10 protein-coding genes are annotated in these 16,019 nt (G+C 69.4%); 3 read left to right on the top strand and 7 right to left on the bottom strand.

The features are described from left to right. The first annotated feature begins 28 nt into the window (after positions 1–28). On the top strand, positions 29–718 hold the full coding sequence (locus ACWD5D_RS05875; RefSeq protein ID WP_451371533.1) for a TetR/AcrR family transcriptional regulator: 690 nt from the start codon (positions 29–31) through the stop codon (positions 716–718). Between the two features lie 16 nt (positions 719–734). Here the strand turns inward: ACWD5D_RS05875 and ACWD5D_RS05870 are convergent, their stop codons facing one another. The 7 genes from ACWD5D_RS05870 to ACWD5D_RS05840 all read right to left on the bottom strand — a co-directional run bounded on the left by ACWD5D_RS05870 (position 735) and on the right by ACWD5D_RS05840 (position 13,331). Then, positions 735–1,100, bottom strand: a complete 366-nt coding sequence (locus tag ACWD5D_RS05870) for a 5-carboxymethyl-2-hydroxymuconate Delta-isomerase (RefSeq protein WP_451371532.1) — start codon at positions 1,098–1,100, stop codon at positions 735–737. 32 nt (positions 1,101–1,132) lie between these two features. Further along, positions 1,133–6,508, bottom strand: coding sequence for a pullulanase-type alpha-1,6-glucosidase (pulA, locus tag ACWD5D_RS05865; RefSeq protein ID WP_451371587.1), 5,376 nt, complete (start codon positions 6,506–6,508; stop codon positions 1,133–1,135). Between the two features lie 178 nt (positions 6,509–6,686). Continuing rightward, a complete protein-coding gene (locus ACWD5D_RS05860; protein ID WP_451371531.1) occupies positions 6,687–8,066 on the bottom strand; it encodes an alpha-amylase in 1,380 nt (459 codons plus the stop codon). A gap of 134 nt (positions 8,067–8,200) precedes the next feature. Continuing rightward, a complete protein-coding gene (locus ACWD5D_RS05855) occupies positions 8,201–9,883 on the bottom strand; it encodes a glycoside hydrolase family 13 protein (protein ID WP_451371530.1) in 1,683 nt (560 codons plus the stop codon). A 151-nt stretch (positions 9,884–10,034) separates the two neighbouring features. Further along, positions 10,035–10,937: a sugar ABC transporter permease gene (locus ACWD5D_RS05850; protein ID WP_451371529.1), complete on the bottom strand. Its 903-nt coding sequence runs from the start codon at positions 10,935–10,937 to the stop codon at positions 10,035–10,037. A 19-nt stretch (positions 10,938–10,956) separates the two neighbouring features. Further along, positions 10,957–11,961 carry a carbohydrate ABC transporter permease gene (locus tag ACWD5D_RS05845; protein ID WP_451371528.1) on the bottom strand — a complete coding sequence of 335 codons (1,005 nt, stop codon included), beginning with the start codon at positions 11,959–11,961 and terminating at the stop codon, positions 10,957–10,959. Positions 11,962–12,059: 98 nt separating this feature from the next. Further along, entirely contained in the window at positions 12,060–13,331 is a 1,272-nt protein-coding gene (locus ACWD5D_RS05840) for an extracellular solute-binding protein (protein ID WP_451371527.1), read from the bottom strand. Between the two features lie 421 nt (positions 13,332–13,752). On the opposite strand from ACWD5D_RS05840, the gene ACWD5D_RS05835 reads away from it, so the two are divergent. Further along, positions 13,753–14,787, top strand: coding sequence for a LacI family DNA-binding transcriptional regulator (locus ACWD5D_RS05835; RefSeq protein ID WP_451371526.1), 1,035 nt, complete (start codon positions 13,753–13,755; stop codon positions 14,785–14,787). Positions 14,788–14,929: 142 nt separating this feature from the next. Beyond that, positions 14,930–15,802, top strand: coding sequence for a phosphatase PAP2 family protein (locus tag ACWD5D_RS05830; protein ID WP_451371525.1), 873 nt, complete (start codon positions 14,930–14,932; stop codon positions 15,800–15,802). Positions 15,803–16,019: the final 217 nt, after the last annotated feature.

Genomic DNA, 16,019 nt, shown 5'->3' with positions numbered 1-16,019 from the left:
GGTCGGTTCCGCTCGGTAAGGTGTTCGCATGAGTACCGGGGTTCGCCGCAGGATGGGCGTCGAGGAGCGGCGGCAGCAGCTGATCGGCGTCGCCCTCGACCTGTTCAGCCGACGTTCGCCCGACGAGGTCTCCATCGACGAGATAGCGTCGGCGGCGGGCATCTCGCGCCCGCTGGTCTACCACTACTTCCCCGGCAAACTCAGCCTGTACGAGGCCGCGTTGAAGCGCGCCTCGGAGGATCTGGCGGCCCGGTTCGCGGAGCCGCACGACGGCCCGCTGGGGGCCCGGCTGCTGCGCGTGATGGGCCGCTTCTTCGACTTCGTGGACGAACACGGGCCCGGCTTCTCCGCCCTGATGCGCGGCGGCCCGGCGGTGGGCTCGTCGGCGACCAACGCGCTGATCGACTCCGTACGGCAGGCCGCGTACGAGCAGATCCTCTCGCACCTGGGCCTGACCTCCGCGCCCCCGCGGCTGGAGCTGGTCGTCCGCTCGTGGATCTCGCTCGCCGAGTCGACGGCGCTGATCTGGCTGGACGGCCGGCGCATCCCGCGCGGCGAGCTGGAACTCCAGCTCGTGCACGACTTCGCCGCCCTGGCCGCTGTCAGCGCCGCCTACGACGCGGACATGGCCGCGGTGCTGCGCGGCATCCTCAAGGACGAGCCGGCCGACGGCACCTTCGCGGAGCTCGTCGGCCGGCTGATGACCCTGGCGCCCTGAGGGCCCGCGGGTCCCGCTACCGGTCGAACTTCCGGTAGGACGGGTCCAGGTCACGGACCTCGGCGGAGCCGTGCACGGTGACGCCGTCCTCCGGCGTGATGTGCTCGCGGAGCAACTCCACCACGGCCTCCGTCAGCCTCGCCTTGGTCTCCTCGCTGCGTCCGGCGAGGAGACCGATGGTCACGTGCACGATGGCGTGCCCGTCGGCCGCGGAGTCCTCGTAGCCGAAGGCGCTGTCGTCGGTGTACCGGAACAGCGTCTTGCAGGCCTCCGGCTTCGCCGCGGCGATCTCGACGGTGGCCTCGTGCAGTCCCCGCGCGAAGCCCTCCTGGTCGAAGACGTCCTCCACCTGGTACGAGTAGTCGACGGTGATCTGCGGCATGGGCACTCCTGTTCTACGGCGACGGACCGACCCTACTTCGCCGCCCGGGTGAACACCGCCACGGTCCGCGCCGGGACGGTGAAGGTGCCCGAGCCGGCCGCGTAGGAGGAGGTCTTCACCACCTCGTCCGCCCCTGCCGCCTGCACCGGGTGCAGCTCGTACGGCGTCCCGGCGAGGGCGCCGATCCGCTGCTCCTGTGCCTGCGGGGTGGCGTTGAGGACGACGACCAGGTCACCGAGTTCCATGGTGATCACGCCGGGCGTCTCGTCCTTGCCGGACAGCGGGAAGGACAGCCGGTCCTGCACCTGCGCGGCGGTGCCGAGGGAGAACGCGCTCTCCGTCGTACGGATCTTCAGCAGGTCCTGATAGGCGGCCGTCGTCCCGGTGATCTGCGGGCAGCCGACCTTGATCACGCCGAGCAGTGGCTTGGCGTACTCCCACTTGGACTGGTTGTCGGCCGCCATGGGCAGGCCGCGCCCGAACCCGTTGCCGTCGGCGCAGTTCCAGTGGATGGCGTTGAACCAGTCGCCGCTGTCGAAGGAGTTGCGGTCCAGGGACTTCGAGCGCAGCAGGTCGCTGCCGGCCTGGGAGAGCGCCGGGCCCTGCGAGAGTGCGGCCGTGGCCATCGCCAGGACCTGCATCCGGGCCCGGTCGGACGCGGAGGTGTCCTTCGGCAGCTTGTAGGTCAGGGCGTCGAACAGCGACTCGTTGTCGTGCGCGTCCACGTAGGCGAGGGCGTCGCCGGGGGCGTCCGCGTAACCGGCGGGCGAGCCGTTGTAGTCGACCTCCGAACCCTTGACCTGCTTGCCGTCGGTGTCGGTGAAGGCGAAGGACTTCAGGTTGCCGCTCAGACCCACCTTGATCAGGTCCTGGTAGTGCAGGAGCCGGGCCTTCTGCTCGGCCGACGTGCCGTTCGCCGCCGACCCGTTGGGGTCGGTGTACAGGCCCGACGCGAAGCCCTGGACGCCCGGGTCCGAGTCGAAGGGGCCGCCGCCGCGCACGGCGTCACGGGCACGGTCGGAGAAGGTGGCGATACCGGTGCCGGCCATGTTCCTCTGCGTGGCCTGCACGAACCGGGCGTCGTCGGCGACCTCCCCGAAGTTCCACCCCTCGCCGTACAGGATGATCTTCTTGCCGTCGACGCCGTCCTTCTCGGGGGTCAGCGCGTCCAGGGCCTTCCTGACCGCCAGGATGTTGGCCTTCGGGTGGTGGCCCATGAGGTCGAAGCGGAAGCCGTCGACCTTGTACTCCCTGGCCCAGGTGACGATCGAGTCCACGACGAGCTTGCCCATCATGGCGTTCTCGGGCGCGGTGTTGGCGCAGCAGGTGCTGTTGGCCACGCTGCCGTCGGCGAGGAGCCGCTGGTAGTAGCCGGGGACGACCTTGTCGAGGACGGACGTGTCCGCCTGGCCGGCGGCCGCGGTGTGGTTGTAGACGACGTCCATGACGACGCGGAGGCCGTCCTGGTTCAGCGCCTGGACCATCCGGCGGAACTGGACGGTGCGGGCGGTGCCGTCGGGGTCGGTGGCGTACGAGCCCTCGGGGACCGTGTAGTGGTACGGGTCGTAGCCCCAGTTGTAGGCGTCCTTCGCGGCGGTCTTCGCCACGCACTCCTGCTGCTTCTCGGAGTCGGCCGGGTAGGCCGCCAGGTCGCAGTCGGTGCTCTGCTGGTCGGCCCTCTTCTCGGGGATGGTGGCGATGTCGAAGGCGGGCAGCAGGTGCACGTACGAGGTGCCCGCCTTCGCCAGGTCACGCAGGTGCGTGGAGCCGTCGCTGTTCTTGTCGGTGAAGGCCAGGTAGGTGCCCCGGTCCTTCGCCGGGACGGTCTCGTCGGCGACCGAGAAGTCCCGGATGTGCAGCTCCTGGATCTGCGCGTCCTTCAGGGGTACGGCCTTGGGCTTGCGCAGGCCGGACCAGCCGCTCGGGGCGAGAGCCCTGTCGTTCAGGTCGACGACGAGGCTGCGCTCGGAGTTCGCGGTCAGGGCGACCGAGTAGGGGTCGGTGACCTCGTTGGTGACCACCTTGCGGACGCTGGGCGCCCAGACCTTCACGACGTACCGGTAGGGCTTGCCCTTCCAGGAGGCGGGGCCGGTGACGGACCAGACGCCGGTGGCGCTGTTCCGGTGCATCTTCACGGCCGTGCCGTCGAGGTCGAGGTGGACGGACTGGGCGGTCGGCGCCCACACGGACAGGGTCGGCCTGCCGTCGTGGAAGACCGGTCCGAGCGCGGCCTTCGTCGCGCCGGGGTACAGGTCGTCCAGGACCTCGGCGATCTGCACGCCGGTCGCGGCGAGCACGGCGCCGTTCACGGCGCGCTGGGAGGCGACGACCTGGCCGGAGAGCGCCTCGCGCACCCGGTCCCGGTCGCGCGGGTCCACCGACCAGGCGGTGTAGTCCTTCAGGTGCGGGAACTTCGCCTTCTGGGCGTCGGTCAGGGTGGTCTTCTCCAGGCGCAGCCAGCGCTCGTCGTCGCTGGTCAGCGCGCCGTCCTTGGCGGCGATGGAGCCGTCGTGGGAGTACAGCAGCTGGGTGGAGGCGGCGCCGTCGACGCCGTTCCAGGCGACGATGTCCCGGTCGATCCAGACCGCCTTGGAGGTGGTCAGGTCGAGCGCGGCGGCACCGCCCGCGGGCTGCGGGAGCAGATGCTTCTCCTGGCCGCTCAACAGCCACACTTCGTGGCCGTCGGCCTTGAGGTCGAGTGACTGGTCGGTGGGGAGATCCTTGTCGTCGCCCTTGTGGACGATGTAGCTGAGGCTGGTGGCACCCTCGGTGAGCGGCACCTCGAAGACCGCGCCATAGGCATCAGTCTTCACCGGCTTCAGCGGGTCCGACCAGTCGGTGGGGTGCGCTGCACCCGTCCAGACGTGCAGGCCCCAGCCGTCGTAGTTCCGGTCGGCGCGGTGGTAGTGGACGACCGCCTTGGTCGTGTCCTGCGCGGGGTAGGCGGGCCGCTCGGTGAGGACGTCGGCCTTGCCCTGCTCGACCCAGACCTCACCCGTCCTGGTGACGTCGATGGACCGGTCGGCGGAGACGTCCTTGTTCCCGCTCTTGTCGATGACCAGGAAGCCGACGTTCGAGGCGCCCGGCTTGAGCTTGACGTAGGCGAAGGCGCCGTACGCGTCGCGGCCGGCGAAGGGGTGGCTGGCGGGCCAGTTCGTGGCCTCGCCGTCGGCGAGGTCGCCCCAGGCGTACAGGCCCCAGTTGTCGTAGTCGCCGTCGGTGCGCTTGTAGTGGACGATCGCGTAGTCCCGGGAGGAGGCCGTGGGGACCTCGGGCGCGGGCGGGGTGCCGGTGGTGCTGCTCGCGGTGGCGCTCGCGGTGTGCCCGGCCGAGTCGATCACGACGGCCTTGTAGCGCAGGGCGGTCCCGGCGGGTACGGCCTTGCCGATGGTCTGGGTGACCTTGTAGGGGGCGTGGTCGGCGGAGCCGAGCGTCTTCCACGGGCCGTCGCCGGCCTGGGCGGCGAAGACGACGCGGTTGAGCTGACCGCCGTCGACGTCAGCGGTGACGTCCACGGTCCCGGTGGCTCCGGTTGCCGGGGCCTTCAGGGTGATCGCCGGCTTCGTGGCGGGCGGGGCGAGGGCACCGGTCGCCTTGTAGACGACGGTGGTGCCGGCCGGGACAGTGACGGAGAGCCCCCGGTCGGCGTCGGTCTTCAGCGTCCCGTCGGTGCCGTAGATCCCCCGGTACGCCATGTCCGGCGAGCCGGTGGCGAAGGTCGCGGACTGCTCGCTGTCGGCGTTGTTGAGGGCGACGACGTACTCGGCGCCCGTCGTCGCGTCCGTCCGGGTGAACGCGTAGACGCCGGCACCGTCGGCCGCGTACCGCTCGGTCTGGACGCCGTCCGTCAGGGCCGGGTTGGCCTTGCGGAGCTCGGCGAGGGCGGCGATGTCCTTGTAGAGCGGGGCGTTCGTGTCGTACGCGTCGCTCGCGTGGGTGCGGTCGGTGCCGATCTCGTCGTCGTCCAGGTAGTCGGCGACCTTGGAGGCGAACATGGTCTGGCGGGCGTCCTTGTCGCCGCCGGAGCCGGTGAAGCCCTGCTCGTCGCCGTAGTAGACGACAGGGTTGCCGCGGCTGAGGAACATCAGCTCGTTGGCGAGCCTGTCCTTGCGCAGGATCTCGGCGTCGGTGGCCTTCGGGTTGTCCTGCTTCAGGAAGGACCCGATGCGGCCCATGTCGTGGTTGCCGAGGAAGGTGACCTGCTCGTACGCGTTGGCCTTGCCGGACGTGTACTTGTAGTCGTCACCGAGGACACCGGCGAGCTTCTTCGCGCTGCCGCCCTGGGAGGCGTAGGCGCGGGCCGCGTCCTGGAAGGGGAAGTCGAGGGTGGCGTCGAGGCGGCCCTGGGTGACGTACGGGGACGTGACCGAGGTGTCGGCCGAGTAGATCTCGCCGAACATGAAGAAGTTCTTCCGCCCGTGCGCGGCCGCGTACTTGTCGAGCGCGGTGGCCCACTGGGTCCAGAAGTCCATGTCGACGTGCTTGACGGTGTCGATCCGGAAGCCGTCGACGGCGAAGTCCTTCACCCACCGCTCGTAGATCTTCTCCATGCCCCGGACGACCTCGGGGCGCTCGGTCCACAGGTCGTCCAGGCCGGAGAAGTCGCCGTAGGTCGAGGACTCGCCGGCGAACGTCGAGTCGCCCCGGTTGTGGTACATCGTCGGGTCGTTGAGCCAGGCCGGGACCTTGGACTCCTGGGTGACCTGCGGGGTGCGCGGGAAGGAGTCGGTGTCCACGGCCGGGAACGCCCGGCTGCCGTCCGCATAGTCGGCGTCGTCGAAGGGGCGTCCGTCCTTCGTCAGGTACGGGAAGGCACCCTTCGACAGATAGTCGTACGCCTTCTCCTTGTAGTCGACGACGTCGGCGGTGTGGTTGGTGATGACGTCGAAGAAGACCTTCATGCCCTTGGCGTGCGCCTTGGAGATGAGGGCCTTGAGGTCGTCGTTGGTGCCGAAGTGCGGATCGACCTGGGTGAAGTCGGTGATCCAGTAACCGTGGTAGCCGGCCGAAGCGTTGCTGCCCGTGCCCTGCACCGGTCGGTTCTTGAAGATCGGGGCCATCCAGATGGCGGTGGTGCCGAGCCCCTTGATGTAGTCGAGCCGCTTGGCCAGGCCCTTGAGGTCGCCGCCCTGGTAGAAGCCCTTGTCGGTGGGGTCGTAGCCGGTGGTGAGCCGGGAGCCGGTGAGGCCGCCCCGGTCGTTGGACGTGTCCCCGTTGGCGAAACGGTCCGGCATGACGAAGTAGAACTGCTCGCGGGTGTCGTCGTGCCGGGCGGGCTCGGCGGCCAGCCGGGCGTCCGAGGGGGGCGCGGGCGGGCTGGGTGCGGCGTGTGCCGCGAGTGGCTGGATCAGGGCTGCGGCGAGGGCTACGGCGATGACGGCCGCGGCCCGTCTCGCTCTCGGTATCACGGGCACAGGCGGTAACTCCTAGCGAATGCGGCTCTCTTGGGTCCGACCCCGCGCGACCGTATCGCCGACGAAAGCCTTACAGCAAGAGTCTTGCAAGCGATGGCAAGTACTTTCACCTCCAGCTCCCGCGGAGGGCCTGTACCGCTGGGGGAGCAGCGGCACAGGCCGTTCCCGGGTGTCAGCAGCTCGACTTGCCGGCGTAGATGGCGAGTGCGGTGTTCGGGGCGACGGAGGCCGTGAACCAGCCGGTGTTGTTGACCGTCACGGTCCGGTTGGCCTGTACGTCGCAGTAGGTGCCTGCGGGCAGGGAGGTCTGGTACGAGCGGTCGGCCGCGGTGCTCTCGTGGTTGATGACCACGTAGCCCTTGGTGCCGCGGCCGAAGGTGATGAGGTTGTTGCCGTCGTCCCACCAGTTGGTGACCGCCTGGCCGCGAGTGGCGTTGCGGAAGGCGACCATGGACTTGATCTCCGGCCAGGCGTGCTGGCACTTCCAGCCGTCCTGCCAGCAGGCGTTGACCGTGCCTCCATTGGGCGGGCCGGCGTCCGCGTCGGTCCACTCGTAGCCGGAGTTGATGTCGGGGGCGCCGTAGGGCCAGGCCAGCATGAAGACGTTGGCCAGGGTGTAGTTCGCGCCGCTCTTGTAGTTGAGGGTGCTGCCGCCCCGCTCGGTGTCGTGGTTGTCGACGAACACACCGGCACCTGCGCTTGGCAGATAGCCCCAGGCCTCGCCGAAGTTGTTCAGGTAGGCGAGCTTCTCGGAGTTGAAGACCCGCTTGAGGTCGTAGGCGTAGCGGAACTCCTGGACGTCGCCGTTGCCGGTGTACTCGGTGGGCTGGACCGCCTCGCCGGCGCCGTAGATGACCTCCTGCTTCCAGTAGGCGCCCGGGTTGGTCAGCCGGGACTTGATGTTGGCGAGGTCGGCGGTGTCGATGTGCTTGGCCGCGTCGATGCGGAAGCCGTCGACGCCGAGGGAGAGCAGGTCGTTCATGTAGTTCGCGATGGTCTGCCGGACGTGCTCCTCCCCCGTGTCGAGGTCGGCGAGGCCCACCAGTTCGCAGTGCTGGACGTTCCAGCGGTCCTGGTAGTCGGTGACCTGGGAGGTGCAGTCGTCGAAGTCGGCGGAGGAGTACAGGCCCGGGTAGTCGTACTTGGTGTACGACGAGCCCCCGGTGCCGGTGCCGGAGCCCGCCGACATGTGGTTGATCACCGTGTCGGCGACGACCTTCACGCCCGCCGCGTGGCAGGTGTTCACCATGTTCTGGAAGGCGGTGCGGTTGCCGAGCCGTCCGGCGATCTTGTAGCTGACGGGCTGGTACGAGGTCCACCACTGGGAGCCCTGTATGTGCTCGGCGGGCGGGGAGACCTGGACGTAGCCGTAGCCGGCGGGGCCGAGGGTGGTGGTGCACTCACGGGCGACGGAGGCGTAGCTCCACTCGAAGAGGACGGCGGTGACGTCCTTGGTGCCGGGCGGGGAGGCCTGGGCAGCGGTAGTCGGGTACATGCCAATCGAGAGGGCGGCCGCGAGGGCGAACGCCGCGGGGAGGGTTCTGCGCGCCATGTGGGGGTTCCTTCTTCATCGAAGGCACTTGCTGAAACTTTTCAGCAAACTTGCGGTGACGCAGATGCTAAAGGCCCGCTGCCTGAAAAGGCAGCGGGCTGAACCAAGTTGATGCGAGAACTTTCCGGGCCGGGTCAGGCCGTCGTCCACCACACCGTGGTGTCGGCCGGAACCTCGGCCTCGCCGCCCGTCTCGGCGACCTCACCGCTGGCGAGCAGCAGGCGCCCGTAGGCGGGAGTCGTCACCGGCTCGCCCGTGGTGTTCGCGACGCACACGAACTCCCCGCGCCGGAAGGCGAGAACACCCTCGGGAACGGGCAGCCACTCCACCGCGTCACCCGCGCCGAGCGAGGGCTGCTCCCGGCGGGCGGCGAGCGCGGCCCGGTACAGCTCCAGCGTCGAGCCGGGCACGCCCGTCTGCGCCTGGACGCTCAGCTCGCCCCAGCTCTCCGGCTGCGGCAGCCAGCTGCCCCCGTCGCCGAAGCCGTACGACGAGCCGGTCCGCGTCCACGGGATCGGCACCCGGCAGCCGTCACGGAAGCCGTCCTGGCCGGCACCGCGGAAGTACGCCGGGTCCTGGCGCACCTCGTCGGGCAGGTCCACGACGTCCGGCAGGCCCAGCTCCTCGCCCTGGTAGATGTACGCCGAGCCGGGCAGCGCGAGCATCAGCAGGGTGGCGGCGCGGGCCCGGCGCAGGCCCAGTTCGCGGTCGCCGGCCGTACGGATCTGGGTACCGAGGCCGGGCGGGTTGGCGAAGCGGGTGGCGTGCCGGGTGACGTCGTGGTTGGACAGCACCCAGGTGGCGGGGGCACCGACCGGGCGCATCGCCTCCAGCGTCCGGTCGATGACCGTGCGCAGCTCCTGTGCGTTCCAACTCGTGCTCAGATACTGGAAGTTGAAGGCCTGGTGCAGCTCGTCGGGGCGGACGTAGTTCGCGGTGCGCTCGACGGTCGGGGTCCACGCCTCCGCGACGAAGATCCTCTCCCCCGCGTACTCGTCCAGGATCGTGCGCCACTGCCGGTAGATGGCGTGCACACCGTCCTGGTCGAAGAACGGCATGACGTCGTTGCCCAGCAGCTTGAGCTGGTCGTGCGCGCCCAGGTCCGGCAGCCCCTCGGCCTTGACGAGCCCGTGGGCCACGTCGATGCGGAAGCCGTCGACGCCCATGTCCAGCCAGAAGCGCAGGACCGAGCGGAACTCGTCGCCGACGGCCGGGTGGTCCCAGTTGAAGTCCGGCTGCTCGGGCGCGAAGAGGTGCAGGTACCACTCTCCGGGGCTTCCGTCGGGCTCCGTGACCCGGGTCCAGGCCGGGCCGCCGAAGATGGACTCCCAGTCGTTGGGCGGGAGTTCGCCGTTCTCGCCCTTGCCGGGGCGGAAGTGGTAGCGCTCGCGCAGCGGGGAGCCGGGGCCCTCGGCGAGGGCGCGCCTGAACCACTCGTGCTGGTCGGAGGAGTGGTTGGGGACCAGGTCCACGATGATGCGCAGGCCCAGCGTGTGGGCGTCGCGGATCAGCGCGTCGGCGTCGAGCAGGTTGCCGAACATCGGGTCGACCGCGCGGTAGTCGGCGACGTCGTAGCCGGCGTCGGCCTGCGGCGAGGCGTAGAACGGGCTGAGCCAGACCGCGTCCACACCGAGGTCACGCAGGTACGGGAGTCTGGAGCGCACGCCCTCCAGGTCGCCCATGCCGTCGCCGTTGCTGTCGGCGAAGCTGCGCGGATAGACCTGGTAGATCACCGCGTCCCGCCACCAGTCGCGACGCTGGGCGACGGTGGCGAGGGCGGAGTCGGTGGCCGGGGCTGCAGGGTTCTGCTGGCTCATGGCGTCCTTGATACGTAAGGGAGTTCTGGTCATGGGTGGCTGTGGGGCCGGCGGGCGTACGAGGCGGCCGTGGTGCCGGCGGGGTCGGAGAGGCACCGCGGCCGCCTGCCCGCGCGCACAGGCGCGCGGGAGCCCGGTGCGGATCGGGGGCTCAGCCCTTCGTGCCGCCCGCGGTGAGGCCGGTGACGAGGTTCTTCTGCACGAGGTAGAAGAACGCCGACACGGGTATCGCGACCAGCACCGCGGTGGCGGCCATGTAGTTCCACTGCGCGTCGTGCTCGCTGACGAAGGTCTGCAGGCCCACGGCGAAGGTGTACTTCGAGTCGTCCAGCATGAAGGTCGTCGCGAACGCGACCTCGCCGACGGCGGTGATGAAGTTGTAGAAGGCGGCGACGGCAAGACCCGGGCGGGCCAGCGGCAGGATCAGCCGGAAGAAGGTGCCGAACGGGCTGAGCCCGTCCACCCGGCCCGCCTCGTCGATCTCGAAGGGGATGGTGTCGAAGTACCCCTTGAGCAGCCAGGCGCTGTAGGGCACCGCCGTGGTGCAGTTGATGACGATCAGCGCCCAGTAGGTGTCGATGAGACCGAGTTCGCTGAAGATCTCGTACATCGGCACGATCAGGATGGCGATCGGGAAGGCCTGGGTGAGCAGCAGCACCCACATCAGCGACCTGTAGCCGGGAAAGCGCATGCGCGAGACGGCGTAGCCGGTGGTCGCGGCGACGAAGACACCGATCAGGGTGGTGCCGAGGGCCACGATCATCGTCGACTTGAACCAGTCGAAGAACGCGGTGTGCTCCAGCACGAAGCTGTAGTTGGAGAAGGTCAGCTTGCCGAGGATCTTGCCGGGGTGCAGATAGTCGTCCTTCTCCGGCCCGAGCGAGAGGAAGATCAGCCAGGCCACCGGGGCGAGCGCGATCAGGCTCGCGATCGTGAGGCCGCCGTGCAGGAGGGCGGCGCCGAGCGGGCCGCGTTCGCCGCGCCGGCGGCCGCGCCGGGGCCCCGGGTCGGGGACCGGACCGGTCTCGGTCTTCTCGAGGGTCGTGGTGCTCATGGCGGCGGCTCCTGCGGCGTCAGACGGCGAGCTGGTCATTGCGCTTCAGCCAGCGGAAGTAGAAGGACGTGAACAGGGCGATGATCGACAGCAGCAGCACACCGTACGCGGCGGACTGGGCGAAGTCGCGCGGCTGCTGGCCGAAGCCCAGGTAGTACGCCCATGTGACGAGGATCTGGGCGTCCGGGGCGCTGGTCGGGCCGAACAGCAGGAAGATGATGGCGAACTGGTTGAAGGTCCAGATGATGCCGAGGAGCACGACGGTCGAGCTGACGGACCTCAGCCCCGGCAGCGTGACGTGCCGAAAGCGCTGCCAGGCGCTCGCGCCGTCCATCTCGGCGGCCTCGTAGAGCGAGGAGTCGATGGACTGGAGGCCGCCGAGCAGCGAGAGCATCTGGAACGGCACACCGCACCAGGTGTTGACCATGATCGCGGCGAAGCGCTGCCAGAAGGTGTCCTCCAGCCACTGCGGCTCGGGCAGGTGGAGGGCGCCCAGGATCTGGTTGACCACGCCGGAGTCGGCGAGCATGATCCGCCAGGAGAAGACGGTGACGAAGGTCGGCACGGCCCAGGGCAGCACCAGCAGCACACGGTAGAGGGTGCGTCCGCGCAGCTTCTCGTTGAGCATGAGCGCGAGGCCCAGGCCGATGGTGTAGTGCAGGGCCACACAGGCGACCGTCCAGAGAACGGTCCACAGGAAGTGCGACCAGAACCGGTCGTACGACAGCGGTCCGAACAGGATGTCCTTGTAGTTGTCGAGACCGATGAACTTGTAGGTGGCGGCGATGTGGTTGACGCCGATCGTCCGCGCCGAGTTCAGGCTGTTGGCGTCGGTGAGGGTCAGGTAGAACCCGCGGACCAGCGGATACCCCACGATGACACCGAGCACGACGACCACCGGGGCGATCATCGCGTAGGCGTACCAGTGCTTCTGGTAGGCGTTCTTGAGGCGCTGCACCAGCCCGGGCCGCGGCGCGCGGTCACCGCGGCGCTTGCCGGTCGCGCGGTCGATGGCGACTGTCATGGTTCGACACCTTCTGATGGTTCAGGGGTTGGGCCGGGCACAGCCGGTGGCCGCCGGATCCTCTCCCCCCTGGAGGAGGACCCGGCGGCCAGGTGGGCTCACTTGCTGAAGTCGGGCACCAGCTTGGCGATGGCGACCTCGGCGTTGCTCAGGCCCTTGTCCAGGGGCTCCTTGCCACCGGCGATCTTGGGCAGCTCGGTGTCCAGCGGACCCCACAGGGAGCTGTACTCGGGCAGCGCCGGGCGGGGCTGGGCGGCGGCGAGGACGCCCTGGTAGCCGGCGATGCCGGGGTCGGCCTTGACCTGGTCGGTGTAGGCGTCGGAGCGGGTGGGCAGCGTGGAGTTCTTCAGGGCGATGGTCTCCTGGGACTTCGCCGAGGTCATGAACTGCACGAACTTCAGCGCCGCGGCCTGGTGGGCCTTGTCGGAGCCGGCGTAGACCGAGAGGTTGTGGCCGCCGGTCGGGGCGCCCGCCTTGCCGCTGGAGCCGGCCGGGACGGTGGCGATGCCGAGGTTGGACTTGTCCTTGAAGGCCGAGCCCTTGTAGAAGTTCGTGATCTCCCAGGGGCCCTGGACGATCGCGGCGACCTTGCCGTTGACGAACGCGTCCTGGATGTGGGCGTAGGCGTCGGCGGTGGTGTCGGCCTTGTGCAGGCCCTTGCCGGAGAACAGGCTCAGCCAGGTGCCGTAGGCCTTCTTGGCGGCCGGCGAGTTCACGGTGACCTTCTTGGCGGCGGCGTCGACGGTGTCGGTGCCCTCGCCGTACAGGAAGCTCTGCGCGTAGTAGGCCTGGGTGGAGCCCCAGTAGCCGTCGACCTTGGCCTTGTCCGCGACCTTGGCGGCGTCGGCCTTCAGCTCGTCCCAGGTCCCCGGGGCCTCGGTGATGCCGGCCTTCTTGAACAGGGCCTTGTTGTAGACCAGGGCGAGGGTGTCGGTGACCAGCGGCGCGCCGTAGGTCTTGCCCTCGTACTGGGCCTGCTTGATCAGGTTCGGCTGGAACTTGTCCTGGTCGGCGAGGGCGTCGGTGCCGTCCAGCGGCAGGAAGTAGCCCTTCTTCGCGAAGGCCGGGGTCCAGCCGACCTCGGAGCGCAGCACGTCCGGGGCGCCCTTGGAGCCGGCGGCGGTGTCGAACTTGTTCTGCGCCTGGTCGAAGGGGACGTTGACGTACTTGACCTTGACGTCCTTGTTGGCCGCCTCGAACTGCTTGACCAGGGCCTGGTACGTCGGCGCCTCATTGGTGGCGTTGGAGGTGTCCCACCAGGTGATGGTCACCGGGCCGTCCGACTTGCTGTCGCTGTCGCTCCCGCCGCACGCCGTCGCCGTGAGGGCGAGGGACGCCACCAGCGCGGAGGCCGCTATGCCACGCCGCATGAGTTCTCCTTGAGGGTTAAGCCCGTGTGATGCGGGGAGCGGTCCCGTCCGCCGTCCCGCGGTCTTGCCGGCTGCGCCGATGGGGCCCCGCTCGGGCGGAGCCGAGAGCGGGAGGCGGCCGGGCGACTGGAACGTAACAGCGATGCAAGCGCTGCGAAAGACCTTGCAGAAAAAATATGCAAGGAGCGAGGATGGTTACGCCCCCGTGACCTCCCCTCGACCCCCACGCAACCGGGTGTTGAAGCCGTTGGGCGGGCAGGCGGGCACGTGTGCAAGACTCTGCAAGCTCTTGCTGTCACGAATTCGAGGGAGCGCGATGACGCAGCAATCCACGGGAGGCCGTCCGGCCGGCCGCGCACGGCGTCCCGTCGGTCGTCCCGTCGGTGGGCAAGGGCAGGTACGGCCGGTACAGTCCGGTGCCGTGACCACACGGCTTGCGGACATCGCCGCGCAGGCGGGGGTGAGCGAAGCGACCGTCAGCCGCGTCCTCAACGGGAAGCCGGGCGTCGCCGCCACCACCCGCCAGTCCGTGCTGGCCGCGCTGGACGTGCTCGGCTACGAGCGTCCGGTGCGACTCCGCCAGCGCAGTGAGGGCCTGGTGGGCCTGATCACCCCGGAGCTGGAGAACCCGATATTCCCGGCCCTGGCCCAGGTCATCGGCCAGGCACTGACCCGGCAGGGCTACACCCCGGTGCTCGCCACCCAGACCCCGGGCGGGTCCACGGAGGACGAGCTGACCGAGATGCTGGTGGACCGCGGCGTGGCCGGGATCATCTACGTCTCCGGGCTCCACGCCGACACCACCGCCGACATGCAGCGCTACGAGCGACTGCGGGCGCAGGGCGTGCCGTTCGTGCTGGTGGACGGGTTCTCCTCGAAGGTGCAGGCGCCGTTCATCTCCCCCGACGACCGGGCCGCGATGACGCTCGCCGTGACGCACCTGGTGTCGCTGGGGCACACCCGGATCGGGCTGGCGCTCGGGCCGAAGCGGTTCGTGCCCGTGCAGCGCAAGATCGAGGGCTTCGTGCGCGCGGTGCAGGACCAGTTGGGGCTGAGCGCGCAGACCGCCGAGCACGAGCTGGTGCAGCACTCGCTGTACACCCTGGAGGGCGGTCAGGCGGCGGCGACCGCGCTGATCGAGCGCGGGTGCACGGCGGTGGTGTGCGCGAGCGACATGATGGCGCTCGGCGCGATACGGGCGGCCCGGCAGCTGGGCCTGGAGGTCCCCCGGGACGTCTCCGTGGTCGGTTTCGACGACTCCCCGCTGATCGCGTTCACCGACCCGCCGCTGACCACCGTCCGCAAGCCGGTTCCGGCGATGGGGCAGGCGGCGGTGCGCACGCTGCTGGAGGAGATCGGCGGGACGCCCGCGCCGCACAGCGAGTTCGTGTTCATGCCGGAGCTGGTGGTGCGCGGCTCGACCGCCTCGGCCCCGGGTGAGCGTCATCGTGGGTGACCGCGGTCCCGGTCGAGTGTGATCGTCGGTCCCGGGCGAGTGTGATCGTCACAAATGTCCTCCATGCGCCGTAGGACATGCGTGACAGACCCGACCTTGGGATGATCTGTCGAGGAAGTCCCGTCTGGCAGACTCTGTGCCTATGAGTGACTCGACCGTGACAGATCCGGAAGGTCGCGAGGAGCCGGCCGTTCCGAGGACCGTCACGGGCGAGGGCGGACAAGGTGCCCTGGGCAGACTGCGCCGACCGCGCAGGCCCCGGCTGTGGTTCGAAGTCCTGCTGATCGCGGTGAGTTACTGGACGTACTCGCTCGTCCGCAACGCCGTCCCGGAGCAGCGGGGCGACGCGCTGCGCAACGCGGACCGGATCTGGCAGCTCGAACATCATCTCGGCATCGCTGTCGAGGCGTCGGTCAACCACACCGTGAACACGGTGAATTGGCTGATCGTCGGCATGAACTACTACTACGCCACGCTGCACTTCATCATCACGCTGGGTGTGCTGGTGTGGCTGTACCACTGGCATCCGGGCCGCTACGCGGCGTCCCGGCTGGTGCTGTTCGCGACCACGGGTGTGGCTCTCATCGGTTACTACCTGTATCCGCTCGCACCGCCTCGGCTGATGAACGGCGGGCGGTTCGTGGACACGGTCATGATCCACCACACCTGGGGTTCGATGGCCTCGGGCGACCTCAAGCACATGTCCAACCAGTACGCCGCCATGCCGTCCATGCACATCGGCTGGTCGCTGTGGTGCGGGCTCACCGTCTTCGCGCTGGCCTCGGTGCCGTGGGCACGGGTACTCGGGCTGCTGTACCCGGCCACGACTCTGCTGGTGATCGTTTCCACCGCCAACCATTTCTGGCTGGACGCGGTGGGGGGCGTGGTGTGCCTGGCCTTCGGGTTCACGCTGGCCCGGGTGTGGTGCGGCACGCTGCCGCACGCCCTGCCGAGGGTGGTGGCGGGGCCGGGTCCGGTGGGCGAGCCGGAGGTGGTCGTGGTGCGGTCGTCGTAGTGGGCGGTGGCTGGTGTCGTGACGGGACGGGTTTCGTGGGGGGCCGGTCTGGCCACGTGGCCGGGCTCGCCTCGTGACGGGCCGGGTTTCGCGGTGGGTCCGGTCGCGTGGCCGGGCTCGCCTCGTGGGGCCGGGTTTCGCGGTGGGTCCGGTCCCGTGGCCGGGCTCGCCTCGTGGGGCCGGGTTTCGCGGTGGGTCCGGTCGCGTGGCCGGGCTC

This window comes from Streptomyces sp. NPDC002520 (assembly GCF_053595235.1).
The sequence above is the reverse complement of the archived record's forward strand: the minus strand, read 5'-3'. Positions and strand labels throughout refer to the sequence as shown.